The following is a 17,492-nucleotide window of genomic DNA, read 5'->3' as shown; positions in this document are numbered from 1 at the left end:
CTTGCCGGCCGGTTGTAAAGACCCGCCGGTCTATCCTTCGCAACCGATGGATCCCCAATGCTTGACGCCCGAGTTCTTCGCCAGGAAACCGACGATGTCGCCGCACGGTTGGCCCGTCGCGGGTTTGCCTTCGATCGCGAACGGTTCGATTCGCTCGAATCCGAACGCAAATCGCTGCAGGTGCAGACGGAGACCCTGCAGGCCGAGCGCAACACCGAGTCCAAGAAGATCGGCAAGGCTAAGTCGGCCGGCGAGGACATCCAGCCGTTGATAGCCGCCGTTGGTGAGCTCGGCGATCGTCTCGATGCGGCCAAGGCTCGCCTCAATGAGATCGGCGACGAACTGGATGCGTTTCTTGCCGGCATCCCGAACCTGCCGGACGACGACGTGCCGGTGGGCGAAAGCGAGGATGACAACGTCGAAATGCACGCCGTGGGCGAGATCCCGACGTTCTCATTCGAGGCGCGAGATCACGTCGATCTGGGCACCGGGCTCGCCGGCATGGATTTCGAGGCGGCGGCCAAGCTTACTGGCGCGCGGTTTGTCACCATGTCCGGGCCGGTGGCCCGGCTGCATCGTGCGCTGGCTCAGTTCATGCTCGATCTGCATACCCGCGAGCACGGTTACACCGAGGTGCAAGTGCCGTTCATCGTGCATGCCGATTCGCTGTTCGGTACCGGCCAGTTGCCGAAATTCGCCGAGGACCTGTTCAAGCTCGAGGGCGAATCACCGTGGTACCTCATCCCGACCGCCGAGGTACCGGTGACCAATCTGGCGCGGGACCGGATCCTCGAGCGCGATCAGCTGCCACTGAAGATGGTCGCCCACACCCCTTGTTTCCGCTCCGAGGCCGGTTCGGCAGGCCGTGACACGCGCGGGCTGATCCGTCAGCACCAGTTCGAGAAGGTCGAACTGGTACAGATCGTCCCGGCAGGTGAGTCCGAACGCGCCCTGGAAGAACTGACCGGCCATGCCGAGACGGTCCTCGACGCCCTGGGCTTGCCCTACCGTCGGCTGGTGTTGTGTACGGGTGACATGGGCTTTTCCGCGGCCAAGACCTATGACCTGGAGGTGTGGCTGCCGGGGCAGGGACGTTATCGCGAGATCTCGTCGTGCTCCAATACCCGCGATTTTCAGGCCCGTCGGATGCAGGCACGGACGCGTAACGCCGAAGGCAAGCCGGAACCCGTGCATACCCTCAACGGCTCGGGTCTGGCCGTCGGCCGCACCCTCGTGGCGGTGCTCGAAAACTACCAGTGCGAGAACGGTGACGTGATCGTGCCGGAGGCGTTGCGTCCCTATATGGGCGGGATCGAGCGCATTGAGGTCCAGGTGTGAGCGAGGTATCGATCGCGCCCGACCCGCTTTTCCAGACGGTCCGCAAGGTCATCATTGATACGCTGGATCTGCCCGGACCGGCGCAACGCTTCACGCCGGAAAGCGGCTTGTTCGGCGAAATACCGGAGCTGGACTCCATGGGTGTGGTGCTGTTGCTTACCGCGCTCGAGGATCGCTTCGATCTCCAGTTCTCCGATGATGAAGTCGATGCCGAGTGGTTTGCGACCTTCGGTACGGTAACCGAATTCATTCGGGTGCGGACCTAAGAGATCTCCCGCGTTTCGAATGCCCAAACGTAAAAAACCCGCCGAACGTTCGGCGGGTTTTTTCTTGGGACGAGGCTCGGACGAGCTTAGTTGCCAGTCAATTGATGGTACTTGTCCATCAGCTGATCTTCGGTCTCGTTGTTGTCCGGATCGGTGATGATGCAGTCGACCGGGCAGACCTCGACACACTGCGGCTCATCGTAATGCCCCACGCACTCGGTGCAGAGGTTGGGCGCGATCTCGTAGATCTCGTCACCCTGGGAAATGGCGCCGTTCGGGCATTCCGGCTCGCAGACATCGCAGTTGATGCATTCGTCGGTAATCAGCAGGGACATGCGGATTCCTCCCCAAATTTCTGGTCGGTAACTGGCGCACAGGATAACAGGTAAACGTGATTTTGGCGCGCTTGGCGACAAAATTCCACAGTGCGGTGGTCAGTTATTTTCCGGCACACCCTGGTGGAGAAAAACCGCGCCTACTTGCGTGGCTCTAGTCGCGGCGCGACTCCTTGAGTGCCTGAACCACGGCGGGCGGCACGAAGTCGGTCACGTCGCCACCCAGCCGGGCCAGCTCGCGCACGATACTCGACGAGATGAATCCGAGATCTTCGGCCGGGGATAGGAACACGGTCTCGAGTTTGCTGTTCAGACGTCGGTTGATGGCAGCCAGTTGGATTTCGTACTCGAAATCGCTCACCGCGCGCAGTCCTCGCACCAGGGCGGTGGCGCCCACCTCGGCGGCAAAGTCCACCAGAAGGCCATCGAACGAATCGACGCGAATCGTGCCGGTGTCATCGTTGATCGCCTCTTCGGCCAAGGCCCGACGCCTTTCCAGAGAGAAGAGGGTGTGCTTGCTCGAATCACCGGCCACCGCAACGATCACTTCATCGAACAGGCGGGCGGCACGCTGGGCGAGATCGACGTGACCGTAGGTGATCGGGTCGAACGTGCCCGGATAGACCGCGATGCGTTTCTTGCGTGTCATGCCAATGCCCCCGAAGGACTGAGGTCGATAGCGGAGCGGGATCAGGCCCGGAGCGGACCCATATCAGGAAAGGATCATGTGAACGCCCAGCCCCATCAGCACAAAGGCAAAGATGCGCTTGAGTGCCAAGGCCGGCAGTATCTGGGCGAGTTTGGCACCGATGGGAGCGAAAAGCACAGAGAACACGGCGATGCCGGCCAGTGCCGGCAAATAGACATAGCCGGCCGTCATTTCGGGCAGCCCGTCGATCGTCCAGCCGCTGACCACGTAACCCGCGGCCCCGAACAAGGCGGTTGGCAGAGTCAGTGAGGCACTGGTGGCAATCGCGTTGCGGGCGGTGATATTGCAGTAAAGGAAGAACGGCGTCGTCATCGCGCCGCCACCCATGCCCATGATCGAGGCGATCGCCCCGAAGGTGCTCGATACCCCGGTGAGCGGGACAATGCCAGGCAGCTGTCGACTGGCCGGCGGGGTCTTGCCGAAGGCCATTTGCAGGGCCACCGCGATCTCGAGCACGCCGAAGACGATCTTGAGTACGTCGCCGGGGAGGTAATGCGCCACGGTGGAGCCGAGTATCGCCCCGAGCGCCATCCCCGGAGCAAACCGTGCGAACACGTCCCAGAGTACGCCCCCATGCCGGTGATGGCTGTAGACCGAAGTGATCGAGGCAAACACGATCGCCGCCAGCGAGGTGCCGATGGCGATATGTACGAGATGAGGGCCACTGATGCCGATGGTCGGGAAAATCATCAGCAGGACGGGGACCATGATCAGCCCGCCACCGATACCGAGCAGGCCGGCGGCCACTCCACCGACCATCCCGAGGATGGCGAATAACAGGTATTCCACTGGCGACCTCCCTTTGCCGGCGCTCGATCAGCGTTTCTTGGGCGGCAATAGATCCGTGATCGTGCCTTCGGCCATCTCGGCGGCGAAACCGAGCGTCTCCGACAGGGTGGGGTGGGGGTGGATCGTCAGGCCGATGTCGGCCATGTCGGCACCCATCTCGATTGCCAGCATGGCTTCCGCGATCAGTTCACCGGCGTTGGGGCCGACGATACCGGCACCCAGCAGGCGATGGGTCTCCTTGCAGAACAGGGCCTTGGTAAGCCCCTCGTCACGACCGAGACTCAATGACCGGCCCGAGGCGGCCCAGGGGAAGGCGCCCATCTCGTATTCGACACCCTCGGCCTTGAGTTCGTCCTCGGTCTTGCCGGCCCAGGCAACCTCCGGATCGGTGTAGGCGACGCTGGGAATGCCCATCGGCGTGAAGGCGGACGGCAGGCCACAGATGACTTCCGCGGCCACCTTGCCTTCATGGACAGCCTTGTGCGCGAGCATTGGCTGACCAACGACGTCACCAATGGCATGGATGTGTTCGACGTTGGTCCGCATCCGCTCGTCGACGGCGATGAAGCCTCGCTCATCCACGGATACGCCTGCCTTGTCCGCATCGAACTTCTTGCCGTTCGGTGCGCGACCGACTGCGACAAGAATGCGATCAAAAACAGCCGTTTCCGGCGTGTTCTTGCCCTCGAATGTGACATGAAGGCCATCTTTCTTGGCCTCGACATTGGTCACCTTGGAGCCGAGGAAAATGTCCTGGTAGCGCTTCTTGAGGATCTTCAGCAGTGGGCGGGTCAGGTCCTTGTCGGCCCCCGGGATGATGGTGTCGGCCAGCTCGACGATCGAGATATCGGCACCCAGCGAATCGTAGACCTGCGCCATTTCCAGCCCGATGATGCCACCGCCGATAACGAGCATCTTGCCCGGCACTTCCTCAAGCTCGAGGGCGTCGGTGGAGTCCATCACGCGCGGGTCGTCATGCGGAATGAACGGCAGCTTCACCGGCTGCGAGCCGGCCGCGACGACGGCATTGTCGAACCTGACCAGCGTTTCCTTGCCATCGTCATCGGTAACGGCGACGTGGTGCGGATCGATGAAGCGGCCGTAACCGCGCACGATCTGCACCTTGCGTTGCTTGGCCAGGGCCTCGAGACCACCGGTAAGCTTCTTGATCGTCTTGTCCTTGAAGCCGCGCAGCTTGTCGAGATCGATCTTCGGCTCGGCGAAGGTCACACCATGCGCGCCCATCGAGCGGGTTTCGTTGAGCACCTCGGAGACGTGCAGCAGTGCCTTGGAGGGTATGCAGCCGACATTCAGGCACACGCCGCCGATCACAGGGTAGCGCTCGATCAGCACGACCTTCTTGCCTAGATCCGCGGCGCGGAAGGCAGCGGTGTAGCCGCCCGGCCCGGAGCCGAGCACGCAGATGTCGCACTCGACGTCCGCCTTCTCGTCGGTGGCGGCAGCGGCGGCCGGGGCAGGGGAGGACGCCTTGTCTTCGGTAGCAGGCGCTTGCTCGGCGGGCGCATCGGCGCCTTCGCTCGACTCGCCACCGGCGGCCGGCTCGTACTTGGCGATCGGCTTGCCCGTGCTGACCTTGTCGCCCACGCCGACGAGCATCTCGGTGATCGTGCCGGCAGCGGGGGCCGGAATCTCCATGGTGGCCTTGTCGGTCTCGAGCGTGATCAGCGAGTCCTCGGCCTCGACCGCGTCGCCGGCCTCGACCAGCACCTCGATGATCTCGACTTCGTCAAAGTTGCCGATGTCCGGCAGGTTGATGGTTTCGATGGTCATCCGGTGCTCCTTACAGCATCAGTTCGCGAAGATCGGTGAGCGTGCGCGAGAGCGTGGTCATGAACCGTGCCCCCTCGGCGCCATCGATGACGCGGTGATCGTAGGAAAGCGCCAGCGGCAGCATCAGGCGTGGCTCGAACTCCGAGCCGTTCCAGACTGGCTGCATGCTGGCCTTGGAAACCCCCAGGATGCCGACTTCCGGGCCGTTGACGATCGGCGTGAACTGCGTCCCGCCGATGCCGCCGAGGCTGGAAACCGAGAACGTCCCGCCGGAGAGATCCTCGCCGGTGAGCTTGCCGTTGCGGGCCCGCTCCGAGATGGCCATGAGTTCCTCGGAGAGCTCGAAGATGCCCTTCTGGTCGACGTCACGCACCACTGGCACCAGCAGGCCGTTGGGCGTGTCCACCGCCACCCCGAGGTTGATGTATTTCTTGACGATCAGGTTCTCGCCGTCCGGAGCGAGCGAGGCATTCATGTGCGGGAACTCGCGCAGTACGTGCGCCAGTGCCTTGAGCACGAAAACCAGCGGCGTCATCTTGATACCGGCCTTTTCGGCCCGCGGCTTGAGTGACTTGCGGAAATCCTCGAGTTCGGTGATGTCCGTCTCGTCGAACTGCGTGACGTGCGGGATATTGAGCCAGGCCGTGGACAGGTGCTTGCCGGAAAGCTTCTTGATGCGCGAGAGCGGCTTTTCCTCGATCTCGCCGAACTGGGAGAAGTCGATCTCCGGCAGCGGTGGAATCCCGGCCCCGGTAGCGGCGCCACCCTTGGCCGCGCCCTCCATTACCTTCTTGATTGCCCCTTCGACATCCTCCTGCAGGATGCGACCCTTGGGGCCCGTGCCGGTGACGTTGGCCAGATCCACGCCCAACTTGCGGGCGAACAGGCGCACCGACGGGCTCGCGTGCGATTTCGCACCGGCGCTCTGACGGTTCACCGGCGCCGGTGTTTGCGCCGCTGTAGGCCCGGACGAGGCGGGCTTCTCGGTGGTAGCAGCCGGCTTCTCCGGTTCGGCCGGTTTTTGCTCGGCAGGTTCGTCGGCCGTCGGCTGTTCGGCCGGCTTTTCCTCGGCCGCCGGCGCCTCGGCGTCTTCTTCGGCCTCGATTTCGGCGATCAGGTCACCTTCTTTCAGCGTGTCGTCAACCTTGACCAGCACCTTCTTGATCTCGCCCGAGTAGGGGGACGGGATCTCCATCGTGGCCTTGTCGGACTCCAGCGTGATCAGCGAGTCTTCCTTTTCCACCCGGTCGCCGGGCGAGATCAGCACCTCGATAACCGGGGTGTTGTCGTAATTGCCGATATCGGGGAGGGTGATCGACTTGATGGCCATCAGCCTGTCTCCATGAAAGGTTGCATGCGCGCCCGCTCAAACTACACGGGCGTCGGATCGAATGGGGCCGTTGTCCCGCCTCATGCCGAGATGAGCGGGGCAGGGGCGGTAGGTCTTAGCGCTCGATGGGCGGGCCGCAGTCGGGATCGATGCCATACTTCTTGATCGCCTCGGTGACCTTGGCAGCCGGGATGGCCCCCTCGTCGGCCAGGGCCTTGAGCGCGGCAACCACGATGTGGGCAGCGTCGACCTCGAAGAAGCGCCGCAGCGCGGCACGGGTGTCGGACCGGCCATAGCCGTCGGTGCCCAGGATGGTGAACGTGTTCGGAACGAAGCGACGGATCTGGTCCGGGTAGGCCTGGATGTAGTCGGTCGCCGCGATAACCGGGGCATTACGCTCCTCGAGCGCCGTGGTGATGTACGGCGTCTTCGGCTTGGCATCCGGGTGCAGGCGGTTGTGACGCTCGCAGGCCTGGCCTTCGCGGGCCAGCTCGGTGAAGCTCGTGGCCGACCAGACGTCCGCGGCCACCTTCCACTCGTCCTCGAGCATCGCGGCGGCGGCCTCGGCCTCGCGCAGGATGCTGCCGGAACCCATGAGCTGGACACGGCTCTTGAGCTTTTTCTTGCTCTCGCGCAGGCGGTAGGCGCCCTTGAGAACCCCTTCCTCAATACCCTCGGGCATGGCCGGGTGCGAGTAGTTCTCGTTCATGGCGGTGATGTAGTAGTAGCAATCCTGCTTTTCCTCGACCATCGCCTTGAGGCCATCACGAATGATGATGGCCATTTCGTAGCCGTAGGTCGGGTCATAGACGCGGCAGCTCGGTACGGCCGAGAACATCATGATGTTGTGGCCGTCGTTGTGCTGCAGGCCTTCGCCTTCCAGCGTGGTCCGACCCGCGGTCGCGCCGATCAAGAAACCCCGCGCCCGGATGTCGCCGGCCAGCCAGGCCAGGTCCCCCACGCGCTGGTAACCGAACATCGAGTAGTAGATGTAGAACGGCACCATCGCCTCGCCGTAGTTGGCGTAGGCGGTTGCCGCGGCCAGCCACGAGGACATCGAGCCGGCCTCGTTGATGCCTTCCTGCAATACCTGGCCATTGGCAGCCTGCTTGTACCAGGCCACCTGGTCGGAATCGACCGGTTCATAGAGCTGACCGGCCGGGTCGTAGATACCCACCTGGCGGAACAGCCCCTCGAGGCCGAAGGTCCGGGCTTCGTCCGGGATGATCGGTACGACGCGCTTGCCGAGCTTCTTGTCGCGCAGGATCATCGCCAGGATGCGACCGAAGAGCATGGTCGAGGACATCTCGCGCTCGCCGGTGCCCTTGAGGATCATGTCGAACGCCTTGAGCTCCGGCGCCGGGATCGACTCGGCGCGGTCGACGCGAGAGGGCAGGTAACCGCCCAGATCCTTGCGTCGCTCGTTCATGTACTTGATCAGCTCGTGGCTGTCGTCCGGCTTGTAGAACGGCACGTTCTTCTCGAGCTGCTCGTCGGAGATCGGCAGGCCGAAGCGGTCGCGGAAGTACTTCAACCCGTCGTTGTCCAGCTTCTTCTGCTGGTGAGCGGTCATCGCGCCTTCGCCGAACGGGCCCATACCGTAGCCCTTGATGGTCTTGGCGATGATGACGGTCGGCTTGCCCTTGCACTCGTTGGCCGCGTTGTAGGCCGCGTACATCTTGCGCGGGCTGTGGCCACCCCGGGTGAGCGAGAAGATCTCGTCGTCGGTCATGTTCTTGACCAACTCGGCGGTCTCCGGGTACTTGCCGAAGAAGTGCTCGCGGACGAATGCGCCGTCCTTCGCCTTGTAGGCCTGGTATTCGCCGTCGGGAACTTCCATCATCCGTTCGATAAGCTTGCCCGACTTGTCGCGGGCGAGGAGCTCGTCCCAGCCCGGTCCCCAGATGACCTTGATCACGTTCCAGCCGGCGCCGCGGAAGCTGCCCTCGAGTTCCTGGATGATCTTGCCGTTGCCGCGAACCGGGCCATCGAGGCGCTGCAGGTTGGCGTTGACGACAAACACCAGGTTGTCGAGCTTCTCGCGCACGGCCAGGCCGATTGCGCCGAGGGATTCCGGCTCGTCCATCTCGCCATCGCCGAGGAAGGCGTAGACCTTGCGGCTGTTGACCTTGCCGAAACCTCGCGCGTCCATGTACTTCATGAAGCGTGCCTGGTAGATCGCCATCAGCGGACCCAGGCCCATCGAGACCGTCGGGAACTGCCAGAAGTTCGGCATCAGCCAGGGGTGCGGGTAGGAGCTCAAGCCATCCTTGTGCGCTTCCTGCCGGAAGTTGAGCAGTTGCTCCTCGGTGATACGCCCCTCGAGGTATGCCCGAGCGTACATCCCTGGTGCGACGTGACCCTGGAAGAACACCATGTCGGCGCCTTCCGGGTGGTCGTGACCCTTGAAGAAGTGGTTCAGGCCGACCTCGTACATGGTGGCGCTGGACTGGTAGGAGGCGATATGACCGCCGACCGAGTTCTCCTTGTTGGCCCGCACCACGATCGCCATGGCATTCCAGCGGATCAGGGCGCGCAGGCGCTGCTCGAGCTGACGGTCGCCGGGGTATTGCGGCTCGTTCTCGGGCGGAATGGTGTTGATGTAGGGGGTCGTCGCGGAGTAGGGGGTGTCGATGCCGTGCTGGCGCGCCAGCTCGATCATGCTGCCAATCAGATGGCGGGCCTTTTCCGTCCCTTCAAAGCTGACCACTGCCTCGAGTGCGTCAAGCCATTCCCGGGTTTCCTGCGGATCCTGATCGATGTAATCGGTCACAAGCACTCCTCAAAGCTGTCGTTGGGTGCGTCCGAAACCCCGGCAAAGCGCTTCATGGCGGGGCTTCGATGGTCGCACCGGACCAAAATTTGCGCCTCATTATGCGCGATTACGCCGAGTTTTCCTATGTTCGAGCGCATGGCGAAGCCGTTTCACGCCGCCATCGGGGAGCGGGGGGCAAACGGCAAGTGCCGTATTGACGCCGCTCGGCATGGCGTAATCGGGGGATTGAAAACCCCTATGCCCTGTCATGGCGCAGCGGTGTCTATATAATGGCGCGATCTCGTGCCAAGCACATCGCAAACACAAATCGAAATCAGGAGTTCTGATGAGTAATCCCGCGGCCCCCAAGAAGCTCGGCAAGGTGGTACTGGCCTACTCCGGCGGCCTGGACACCTCGGTGATCCTCAAGTGGCTGGAGGAGACCTACGACTGCGAGGTAGTCACCTTTACCGCGGACCTGGGACAGGGCGAGGAGCTCGACCCGGCACGTGAGAAGGCCGAGAAGATGGGCGTCAAGGAAATCTACATCGACGACCTGCGCGAGACCTTCGTCCGTGATTACGTTTTCCCGATGTTCCGTGCCAACGCCATCTATGAGGGCGAGTACCTGCTGGGCACCTCCATCGCCCGGCCGCTGATCGCCAAGCGTCTGGTGGACATCGCCCGCGAGACCGGCGCGGACGCCGTCGCCCACGGCGCCACTGGCAAGGGCAACGACCAGGTGCGCTTCGAGCTCAACGCCTATGCGCTCAACCCGGATATCCAGGTGATCGCCCCGTGGCGCGAGTGGGACCTCAACTCCCGCGAGAAGCTGATGAACTACGCGGAGTCCCGCGACATCCCGGTCGATTTCGCCGCGGCCGGCAAGAAGTCGCCGTACTCCATGGATGCCAACTTGCTGCACATCTCCTACGAGGGCGGCAACCTCGAGGACCCGTGGTGGGAACCGGAAGAGGAGATGTGGCGCTGGTCGGTCAGCCCCGAGCGCGCCCCCGACGAGGCGACCGAGATCGTCATCGGCTTCGAGAAGGGCGACCCGGTCTCCATCAACGGCGAGAAGCTCTCGCCGGCCGAGTTGCTGCTCAAGCTCAACCAGTTGGGCGGCGCGAATGGCATCGGTCGACTCGACATGGTCGAGAACCGCTACGTGGGGATGAAGTCGCGCGGCTGCTACGAGACCCCGGGTGGCACCATCCTCCTGAAGGCACGCCGGGCCCTAGAGTCCCTCACGCTCGACCGCGGCGAGGCGCACATGAAGGATGAACTGATGCCCAAGTACGCCGAGTTGGTGTACAACGGTTACTGGTTCGCCCCCGAGCGCGAGATGCTGCAGAAGGCCATCGACGCGACCCAGGACAACGTCAACGGTGATGTGCGCCTGCGCCTGTACAAGGGCAACGTGATCGTGGCGGGTCGACAGTCCGACAATAGCCTGTTCGATCCGGCGATCGCGACGTTCGAGGATGACGCTGGTGCTTACGACCAGCGTGATGCCGAGGGCTTCATCAAGCTCAACGCCCTGCGTCTGCGTATCAGCGCGAAGGCCGGCCGACGAGGCTGATCGGTCGCGAAAGGGTGCCCCGGAAGGATTACAGGGCACCTCCCTGCGTGACAGGGACGAGCCACACCGTACCCGCAAGGGTGTGATTCACAGGCAAGGGATGTCTGGCATGCAGCGAGTGGCAAACCACAGGGAAATGGGTGTCATGAAAACACCCGGAGCGACAAGGCGGGTCGTGGCGATGGCCACGGCCCGCCTTTTTGCTTTCGCTGGCTGGAGAAACCGATTCGGTATTGCTCTAGTGCAACGTCTTTTGCTTACCGCCATCTTGTTAGGGGCGTGGCAGTCGCCGGTTCATGCCCAGGTCTGGGCCAGCGAAGGTCGACTGATCACGATCGGCGTGCTCACGATCACCAGCAAGGAAGAGGCGAAGGCACGCTGGAACCCGACAGCCGATTATCTCAGTGACCGCATCGAGGGGACGCGTTTCGAGATCCGGCCGCTGTATCTGCAGGAGGTGGCGCGTGCCGTGCGGCAGGGCGAATTGCACTTCGTGCACCTCCAGCCACTTCAATTCGTCCAGTTGCGGGCCGACTACGGCCTCGAAGCCCTGGCCACCCGGGTGGTCGACGAGGCGGGCAACCCCAGCAATCGCTTCGGTTCGGCGATCGTGCGGCTCGCAGGGCGAGAGGAGATCAGCGATCTGGGCGACCTGTAGGGCGCCATCGTGGCGGGGGTTGCTCCCAATGCCCTGGGGGCGTGGATCCTCGGTGCTGAGGAGATCGAGCGGGCCGGGCTGTCGATCGATAAGGACATCCTGCCGCTATATGTCGGCCTGCCGATGACCAACGTTCTCGGCGCGGTGGCGGCCGGGCGGGCCGATGCAGGTATCGTTCGGGCCGATGTGCTCACGCGGGAAATCGAGGCCGGGCGCTATGCCACCGATACGTTCAGTGTGCTGAACCGCGTCAGTGAGCCGGGTTATCCGCATGTCCTCTCGACCCGGCTGGTGCCGCAGTGGCCGTTGGCAGCGACGACACGCGCCGAATTGACGTTGCGCGAACAGGTTCGTTTGGCGCTGCTCTCAATGCCTACGGCTTCACCGCCGCTTCGTGCCGCCAATATCGCCGGTTGGTCCGAGCCGGTGGATTACGGCGGCCTGGAGTCACTGGCCGACCGTTGGCTGACGCCGCCGATGACCGTGGTCGATTGGTTGCGCGCGTACTGGTGGCTAGCACCCGTTGGCCTGAGTGCACTGTTGTCTCTTTTGCTTTGGCAGCAATGGCATGCCCGCCGGCTCCTGGCCCGTCGCGAACGTGAGCACCGGGCCGCTCTGACTGCGATGCACGACGCGGTCGTGACGCTTGATGGCGAGGGACGCATCCAGTTCCTCAATCCCTCTGCCGAGCGATTGCTGCCCGAGGGTATGCAGCCGAACGAGGCTATGAATCAGCGCCTGACGGACGTGTTCGCGTTGATGTTGCGCCACGACACGCACGACTTTTCGCTGGCCGGCATGATCGAAGAGCTTGGCACTCGCAGCTGGGTGGAATACGCGGTGATTCTCGCGCATGGCTATCCTCGACGGGTGCTCAACCTCACGGCCGCCCGGATGGACGGAATGGACGAGAGAGGCGGGGTGCGGCGGCTGGTCATCTCGATGATGGACATCACGGAGCTCGACGAGACCAGTCGTCAGCTGGCCTACCGAGCCACGCACGACGAGTTGACAGGCCTGCTGACGCGACGACATTTCCTCGAGCAAATCGAGTCGCGGATGCAACTCGCTGACGCGAAGCAGGGCAGTGAAGGCGGCACGCTGCTTTGGGTGGATCTGGATCATTTCCGCCTCGTCAACGAGGGTGGCTCGCACCGGATGGGTGATGAACTGGTCCGGCGCCTGGCGGGCTACCTGCGGGTGATGTTGCCGCCGAATACCCCGGTTGGGCGGCTGGGCGGTGACGAATTCGGCATCTATCTGCCTTCCTCGGCCGGCGATGGTTGGCCGGAACGGATTCTCCATGCGATTCGGGAGTTCCGCCTCGATGGCGACGATCAGTCGCTGCGCACGTCGGCCAGTATCGGTGTCCGTGATCTGGTGGCCGGCGGGGGTTACAACGCCGCCACCGTCTTCGAGGAGGCGGAATCGGCCTGCGTGACCGCCCAGAAGCTCGGTGGCAACCGCCTGGTCGTATTCGAGGAAAGCGGCGCCGAGCGGTCCCTGCGCCAGAACGATTTTGCCGAACTCAACCGGCTCAAGCAGGCCGTCGAACAGGACCGCTTCGTATTGCACGCCCAGGAGATCCATGCCATCGGCGCTGCCGAGACCGACGGCGTGCGTCTGGAGGTGTTGATGCGCCTGGCTGGAGAAGATGGGAGCTTGGGTTCGCCGGCCCCGTTGATCGAGCTGGCCGAACGATTCAACTACATGCCGCAAATCGACCGCTGGGTGGTTCGCCGGACATTGCAGGGGCTACGTGATCATCGGGTCGCTGGTGCCGCGCCGCCGGCGAGATTGACGATCAACCTGTCTGGCCAGTCGATGAAAGACGGTGAGCTGGTCGGTTTTGTCCGGGACGAATTGCGACGATACGAGATCGATCCCACGTGGTTATGCTTCGAGATTACCGAGACAGCGGCCATCGCGAATTTTGATCAGGCGGCCGAACTGATAGCCTCGCTACGTGAGCTCGGTTGCCTGGTGGCACTGGATGACTTCGGCGGCGGATTGATCTCGTTCGAGTTCCTGCGTCGATTGAAACCGGACATCGTCAAGATCGACGGAAAACTGGTCCGCGACCTGGAGCACGATCGCGTCGCGGCCGTCATCGTCGAATCCATTCACGATGTGGCGCATGTCATGGGTGCTCGTACCGTGGGCGAGTGGGTCGAGACCCCGACGACACTGGCGCAACTCGAGCGTATCGGGGTGGATTTTGCCCAGGGCTACCTGCTGCATCGCCCGGAACCACTGATCGGGCGACTTGCCGCGGAGCGCGAGGCACTGACGGGCTGACGTTGTTCGGCACGTAATCAACGACCGCGTGTTGACGGCACGCTATCTCTCGCATTTCGGGCCTTGATCGTCGCATGCGCGAACATTCCCGGTTTGCCGATTGCTCATGAAGGGACTTTGATGGTGACGATGACATGCCGCTGTTCGGCACGGATTTGAAGTTGGGCATGACTGACACGCTTGGCGGACACTTGTTGGTTTCCGGTGGGCGATGGATCGCGTTGGCCTTTCTCGCCTTGGCGGTGGGTTTGGGTGTCGGCCCGGTGCAGGCGCAGGAAGCTCAGAACAGCACAGAAACGCCGATCCACGTTGGAGTGCTCGCCTACGCCGGCAAGGATGACGCGGCCAGGCGCTGGCAGGCTACCGCCGACTACCTGAGCGAACGCAACCCGGGCTATCGTTTTGTCATCCGGCCGCTGTTCCTTTCCGAGTTGCGCAATGCGTTTGTCGAAGGCCAGCTTGATTTCGTCTTGACGCAATCGCTGCAGTTTTCAGAGCTTTCGCGTCTGGATTCCATCTGGCCGTTGGCGACCCTGGTGGTCAAGGGCAATGGCCAGCGACTGGAGCAGTTGGGTGCGGTGATCTTTACCCGCCAGGGTACCGGGTTTGTCGAACTGGATGATCTGGTGGGTACCCGGGTTGCCGGGACCAGCCCGAATGCACTGGGCGGCTGGCTACTCGGGATGCAGGCGTTGGAAGATGCCGGGCTGGACGTGGAACACCAGATCACGCCGATCTTCACCGGGTTGCCTTTGGAAGCCGTGGTGGATGCCGTGCTCGATGGTCGGGCGCATGCCGGGGTAGTTCGCTCCAGCTTCTTTCAGCGCTACCTGGAGGCCTACCCCGACAGCCGACTGGTTCCGGTCGGGACAGCGGAGCGCCAGGGTTTTCCGTATCCCAGCAATACACCGTTGGTCCCGGAATGGCCCTTTGCCGCCACCCGCCAAGCGCCGAAGGGGCTCGCAGCCCGGGTTGCCCGCCAACTGGTCGCCATGCCGGCCGAGGCGCCGGCGGCGGAGCAGGCACGTATCGCTGGATGGCGCACGCCACTAGATTACTCCATCGTCGATCGCCTGCACGACAAATGGCTCCCCGAGCCGATCTCGCCGCGCTCGCTGCTGCGGCACTTCTGGCACTACCTGGTGCTGATCCTGGCCGCGGTGCTCGCCCTGTTCGCCTGGCAGGCCCGCCGTGCCACGAAACGGCTGGGTGCCGAGAAACGCCGACTCCGACGTGCCTTCTCGGGCCTGCATACCGGCGCGGTACTCACCGACGCCTCGGGGCACATTTTGCTCACGAACCGGGCGGTCGAAGAATTTGCTCGCGCCGATCTCGAGGGGGAACTGATCGGGCGGTCCTTCTGCGAGGCGTTCAATCTCCAGATTGAGGGGTTGTCCCCGCAGTGCGCGTTCGATGACCTGGTCGAACGGGTCGAGACCCTGGAAACGCGTTCGGTCGACGGCGTGATCGAACGTGACAATCAACGATTTGACGTCAACCTCAAGCTCAGCCGGCTGGAGGCGGAGGGCGGCACCCAACTGCTCGTGTCGATGCTGGATGTCACCGATCTGCGTTCGGCCCATGCCCTGTTGACCTACCGGGCCACGCACGACCGGTTGACCGGGGTCCTCAACCGCGAGGCCATGGAGGAATTCCTCTCCCAGGCCATGCCCGGCAAGGTGCCACGCAACGAGCCGGTCCATGCCAGTTGCCTGATCTGGACGGACCTGGACGAATTCCGACTGCTGAATGAAATCGGCAGCCGCGAGCTGGGTGACCGCATCTTGGCCTCGCTGGCCAGTCACTTCTCGCTCGAATTGCCGTCGGATGCGGTACTCGCACGCATGGGGGTCGACGAATTCGCCATCTGGATGCCCCTGTCCAGCCGCGATACCTGCATGCTGGTCGCCCGCGAGGTGCTCGAGATCATTCACGCGTTTCGATTGCCGGACGAGCACGAGCACCTGCGCCTCAAGGCCAGTGTCGGCGTGACCCGGATCGACAGCGACGACCTGCTGGCCTCGCGCCGCCTGGAAGACGCCGAGCGTGCCTGTCAGAGTGCCCAACGGCTGGGCGGCGACCGGGTGGTCCAATTCTCGGGCGAGGACACCGAGTTGCTGGAGCGCGAGCAACAGATCGAACGCTTCAACGCCTTGCGGGCGGCAATCGCCGAGGACCGGCTGGATCTTGCCGCCCAGCGTATCGCCCCGGTTAAGGCAGGTATTCCCATAATCCACGAGATGTTGCTGCGCGTTACTGATGCCGACGGTCGCCTGAGATTTCCCAGTGAATACATCGAGATAGCCGAGAAACATCATGCCATGGGCGAAATCGATCGCTGGGTGATTCGCCAGAGCTGTCGCTGGCTCGCACGACAGTCACCGGATAGCGGCACCCTCAGCATCAACCTCTCGGCGCATTCGGTGCAGGAACCCGAGATGCTGGACTTCATTCGCCAGGAACTCGGCGACTGGGACGTGGACCCGGCTCGGGTGGTGTTCGAGATCACAGAAACCGCGGCAATCATCAACCTGGACCAGGCCGAACGATTGATCGGGGCGATGCGCCGCATTGGCTGCCGGTTTGCCCTGGACGATTTCGGCGGCGGTTTCCTGTCGTTCGAATACCTGCGTCGCCTGAACCCGGACATCGTCAAGATCGACGGGCGACTGGTCGAAGATCTTTCACACGACCCCGTGGCTGCGGTCATCGTCTCCGCCATCGTCCAGGTCTCCCGCGTCATGGGCGCACAGACCGTGGCCGAGTGGGTGGAAACCGACGACCAGTACCGGCAGGTGACCGAGATGGGGGTCGATTATATCCAGGGCTTTTTGCTGCATCGTCCGACACCGTTGGACAAGCGTTGAGCCGCGCCGCTGAGCCTACTCGCACGGATTGAGCTGATCGTCTACAGTCTCGCGCCACCGATTCAAACCAGATTTCGATTCATTTCAATTGGGAGAGATGACCCATGCGCATGCTTCACACCATGATCCGTGTCAGTGACCTCGAGAAGTCCCTGGCCTTCTATACCGACGTGCTCGGCATGAAGCTGCTGCGCCAGCAGGACTACCCGGCCGGTGAGTTCACACTGGCGTTCGTTGGTTATGGCGAGGAGAGCGAAACGGCAGTGCTCGAACTGACCCACAACTGGGGTGATCACCAGTACGACCTCGGCGACGGCTATGGCCATATTGCGATCGAGGTCGATGACGTCTACGCGGCGGCCGAGAAGATTCGCGAGAAAGGGGGCAAGATCCTGCGTGAACCCGGCCCGATGAATGCCGGTTCCACCATCATTGCCTTCGTCGCGGATCCGGACGGTTATGCCATCGAATTGATCGGCGCGAAGTGACGGTAAAAAAGGCCGCTGTCAAGCCTTGACAGCCGGTATTTTCCACATCAAGCGGGGCGCAACGTCGGTTGCGCCTTTTTCGTGGACGATGAATCAGTCAGTTAGCGAAAGAAACGCGCTAACTAGTTGTTATTAAGCATTTATGCCGCAAGTGCTTCAGTTTGGTTAAAAATTAACCAATAACGTCTCCTGCCTTGTGGGGCCGACAATTCTGGGTTTCTTCCACATAGTTATCCACAGTTTCTGTGAAAAACTTTTTCGGCTCGGAACCCGGGCAATTCCGGCC

At 62.8% G+C, this 17,492-nt stretch carries 12 protein-coding genes and 1 pseudogene; 7 read left to right on the top strand and 6 right to left on the bottom strand.

Annotated features, from left to right (window positions below):
• Window positions 1–57: 57 nt before the first annotated feature.
• Window positions 58–1,338, top strand: coding sequence for a serine--tRNA ligase (gene serS, locus D5687_RS07510; protein WP_125199158.1), 1,281 nt, complete (start codon window positions 58–60; stop codon window positions 1,336–1,338).
• On the top strand, window positions 1,335–1,604 hold the full coding sequence (locus D5687_RS07505; RefSeq protein WP_240031457.1) for an acyl carrier protein: 270 nt from the start codon (window positions 1,335–1,337) through the stop codon (window positions 1,602–1,604). The genes serS and D5687_RS07505 overlap by 4 nt, the downstream gene beginning before the upstream one ends.
• An 86-nt stretch (window positions 1,605–1,690) precedes the next feature.
• Here the strand turns inward: D5687_RS07505 and D5687_RS07500 are convergent, their stop codons facing one another.
• From D5687_RS07500 to aceE, 6 genes are all read right to left on the bottom strand, one after another.
• Window positions 1,691–1,939: a YfhL family 4Fe-4S dicluster ferredoxin gene (locus D5687_RS07500; RefSeq protein ID WP_125199157.1), complete on the bottom strand. Its 249-nt coding sequence runs from the start codon at window positions 1,937–1,939 to the stop codon at window positions 1,691–1,693.
• 154 nt (window positions 1,940–2,093) lie between these two features.
• Complete coding sequence (gene coaD, locus D5687_RS07495) at window positions 2,094–2,588, bottom strand: pantetheine-phosphate adenylyltransferase (protein ID WP_192894161.1); 495 nt, start codon at window positions 2,586–2,588, stop codon at window positions 2,094–2,096.
• A 63-nt stretch (window positions 2,589–2,651) separates the two neighbouring features.
• Entirely contained in the window at window positions 2,652–3,437 is a 786-nt protein-coding gene (locus tag D5687_RS07490; protein WP_240031456.1) for a sulfite exporter TauE/SafE family protein, read from the bottom strand.
• Window positions 3,438–3,464: 27 nt separating this feature from the next.
• Window positions 3,465–5,228, bottom strand: a complete 1,764-nt coding sequence (gene lpdA / locus D5687_RS07485) for a dihydrolipoyl dehydrogenase (protein ID WP_125199156.1) — start codon at window positions 5,226–5,228, stop codon at window positions 3,465–3,467.
• 10 nt (window positions 5,229–5,238) lie between these two features.
• Window positions 5,239–6,558 (bottom strand): dihydrolipoyllysine-residue acetyltransferase, encoded by a 1,320-nt coding sequence (gene aceF, locus D5687_RS07480; RefSeq protein ID WP_125199155.1) that lies wholly within the window; start codon window positions 6,556–6,558, stop codon window positions 5,239–5,241.
• Window positions 6,559–6,673: 115 nt separating this feature from the next.
• On the bottom strand, window positions 6,674–9,331 hold the full coding sequence (gene aceE / locus D5687_RS07475; protein WP_125199154.1) for a pyruvate dehydrogenase (acetyl-transferring), homodimeric type: 2,658 nt from the start codon (window positions 9,329–9,331) through the stop codon (window positions 6,674–6,676).
• A gap of 328 nt (window positions 9,332–9,659) precedes the next feature.
• Here aceE and D5687_RS07470 point away from each other — a divergent pair, with 328 nt between their 5' ends.
• From D5687_RS07470 to gloA, 5 genes and pseudogenes are all read left to right on the top strand, one after another.
• Window positions 9,660–10,895, top strand: coding sequence for an argininosuccinate synthase (locus D5687_RS07470; protein ID WP_125199153.1), 1,236 nt, complete (start codon window positions 9,660–9,662; stop codon window positions 10,893–10,895).
• Window positions 10,798–11,967 (top strand): annotated as a pseudogene (locus D5687_RS11440) (phosphate/phosphite/phosphonate ABC transporter substrate-binding protein); the annotation flags it as partial. The gene D5687_RS07470 and the pseudogene D5687_RS11440, both read left to right, overlap by 98 nt.
• Before the next feature lie 63 nt (window positions 11,968–12,030).
• On the top strand, window positions 12,031–13,851 hold the full coding sequence (locus tag D5687_RS07460; RefSeq protein ID WP_255410305.1) for a bifunctional diguanylate cyclase/phosphodiesterase: 1,821 nt from the start codon (window positions 12,031–12,033) through the stop codon (window positions 13,849–13,851).
• Window positions 13,852–14,018: 167 nt separating this feature from the next.
• Window positions 14,019–16,718 carry an EAL domain-containing protein gene (locus D5687_RS07455; RefSeq protein WP_125199150.1) on the top strand — a complete coding sequence of 900 codons (2,700 nt, stop codon included), beginning with the start codon at window positions 14,019–14,021 and terminating at the stop codon, window positions 16,716–16,718.
• 104 nt (window positions 16,719–16,822) lie between these two features.
• The gene (gene gloA / locus D5687_RS07450; RefSeq protein ID WP_125199149.1) at window positions 16,823–17,206 is read left to right on the top strand and encodes a lactoylglutathione lyase; all 384 of its coding nucleotides are present in this window, start codon (window positions 16,823–16,825) and stop codon (window positions 17,204–17,206) included.
• Window positions 17,207–17,492 lie beyond the last annotated feature (286 nt).

It is taken from the genome of Guyparkeria sp. SCN-R1, from assembly GCF_003932495.1.
In the GTDB taxonomy this organism is placed as follows: Bacteria; Pseudomonadota; Gammaproteobacteria; order Halothiobacillales; family Halothiobacillaceae; genus Guyparkeria.
This window is presented reverse-complemented; position numbering and strand designations above follow the sequence as displayed.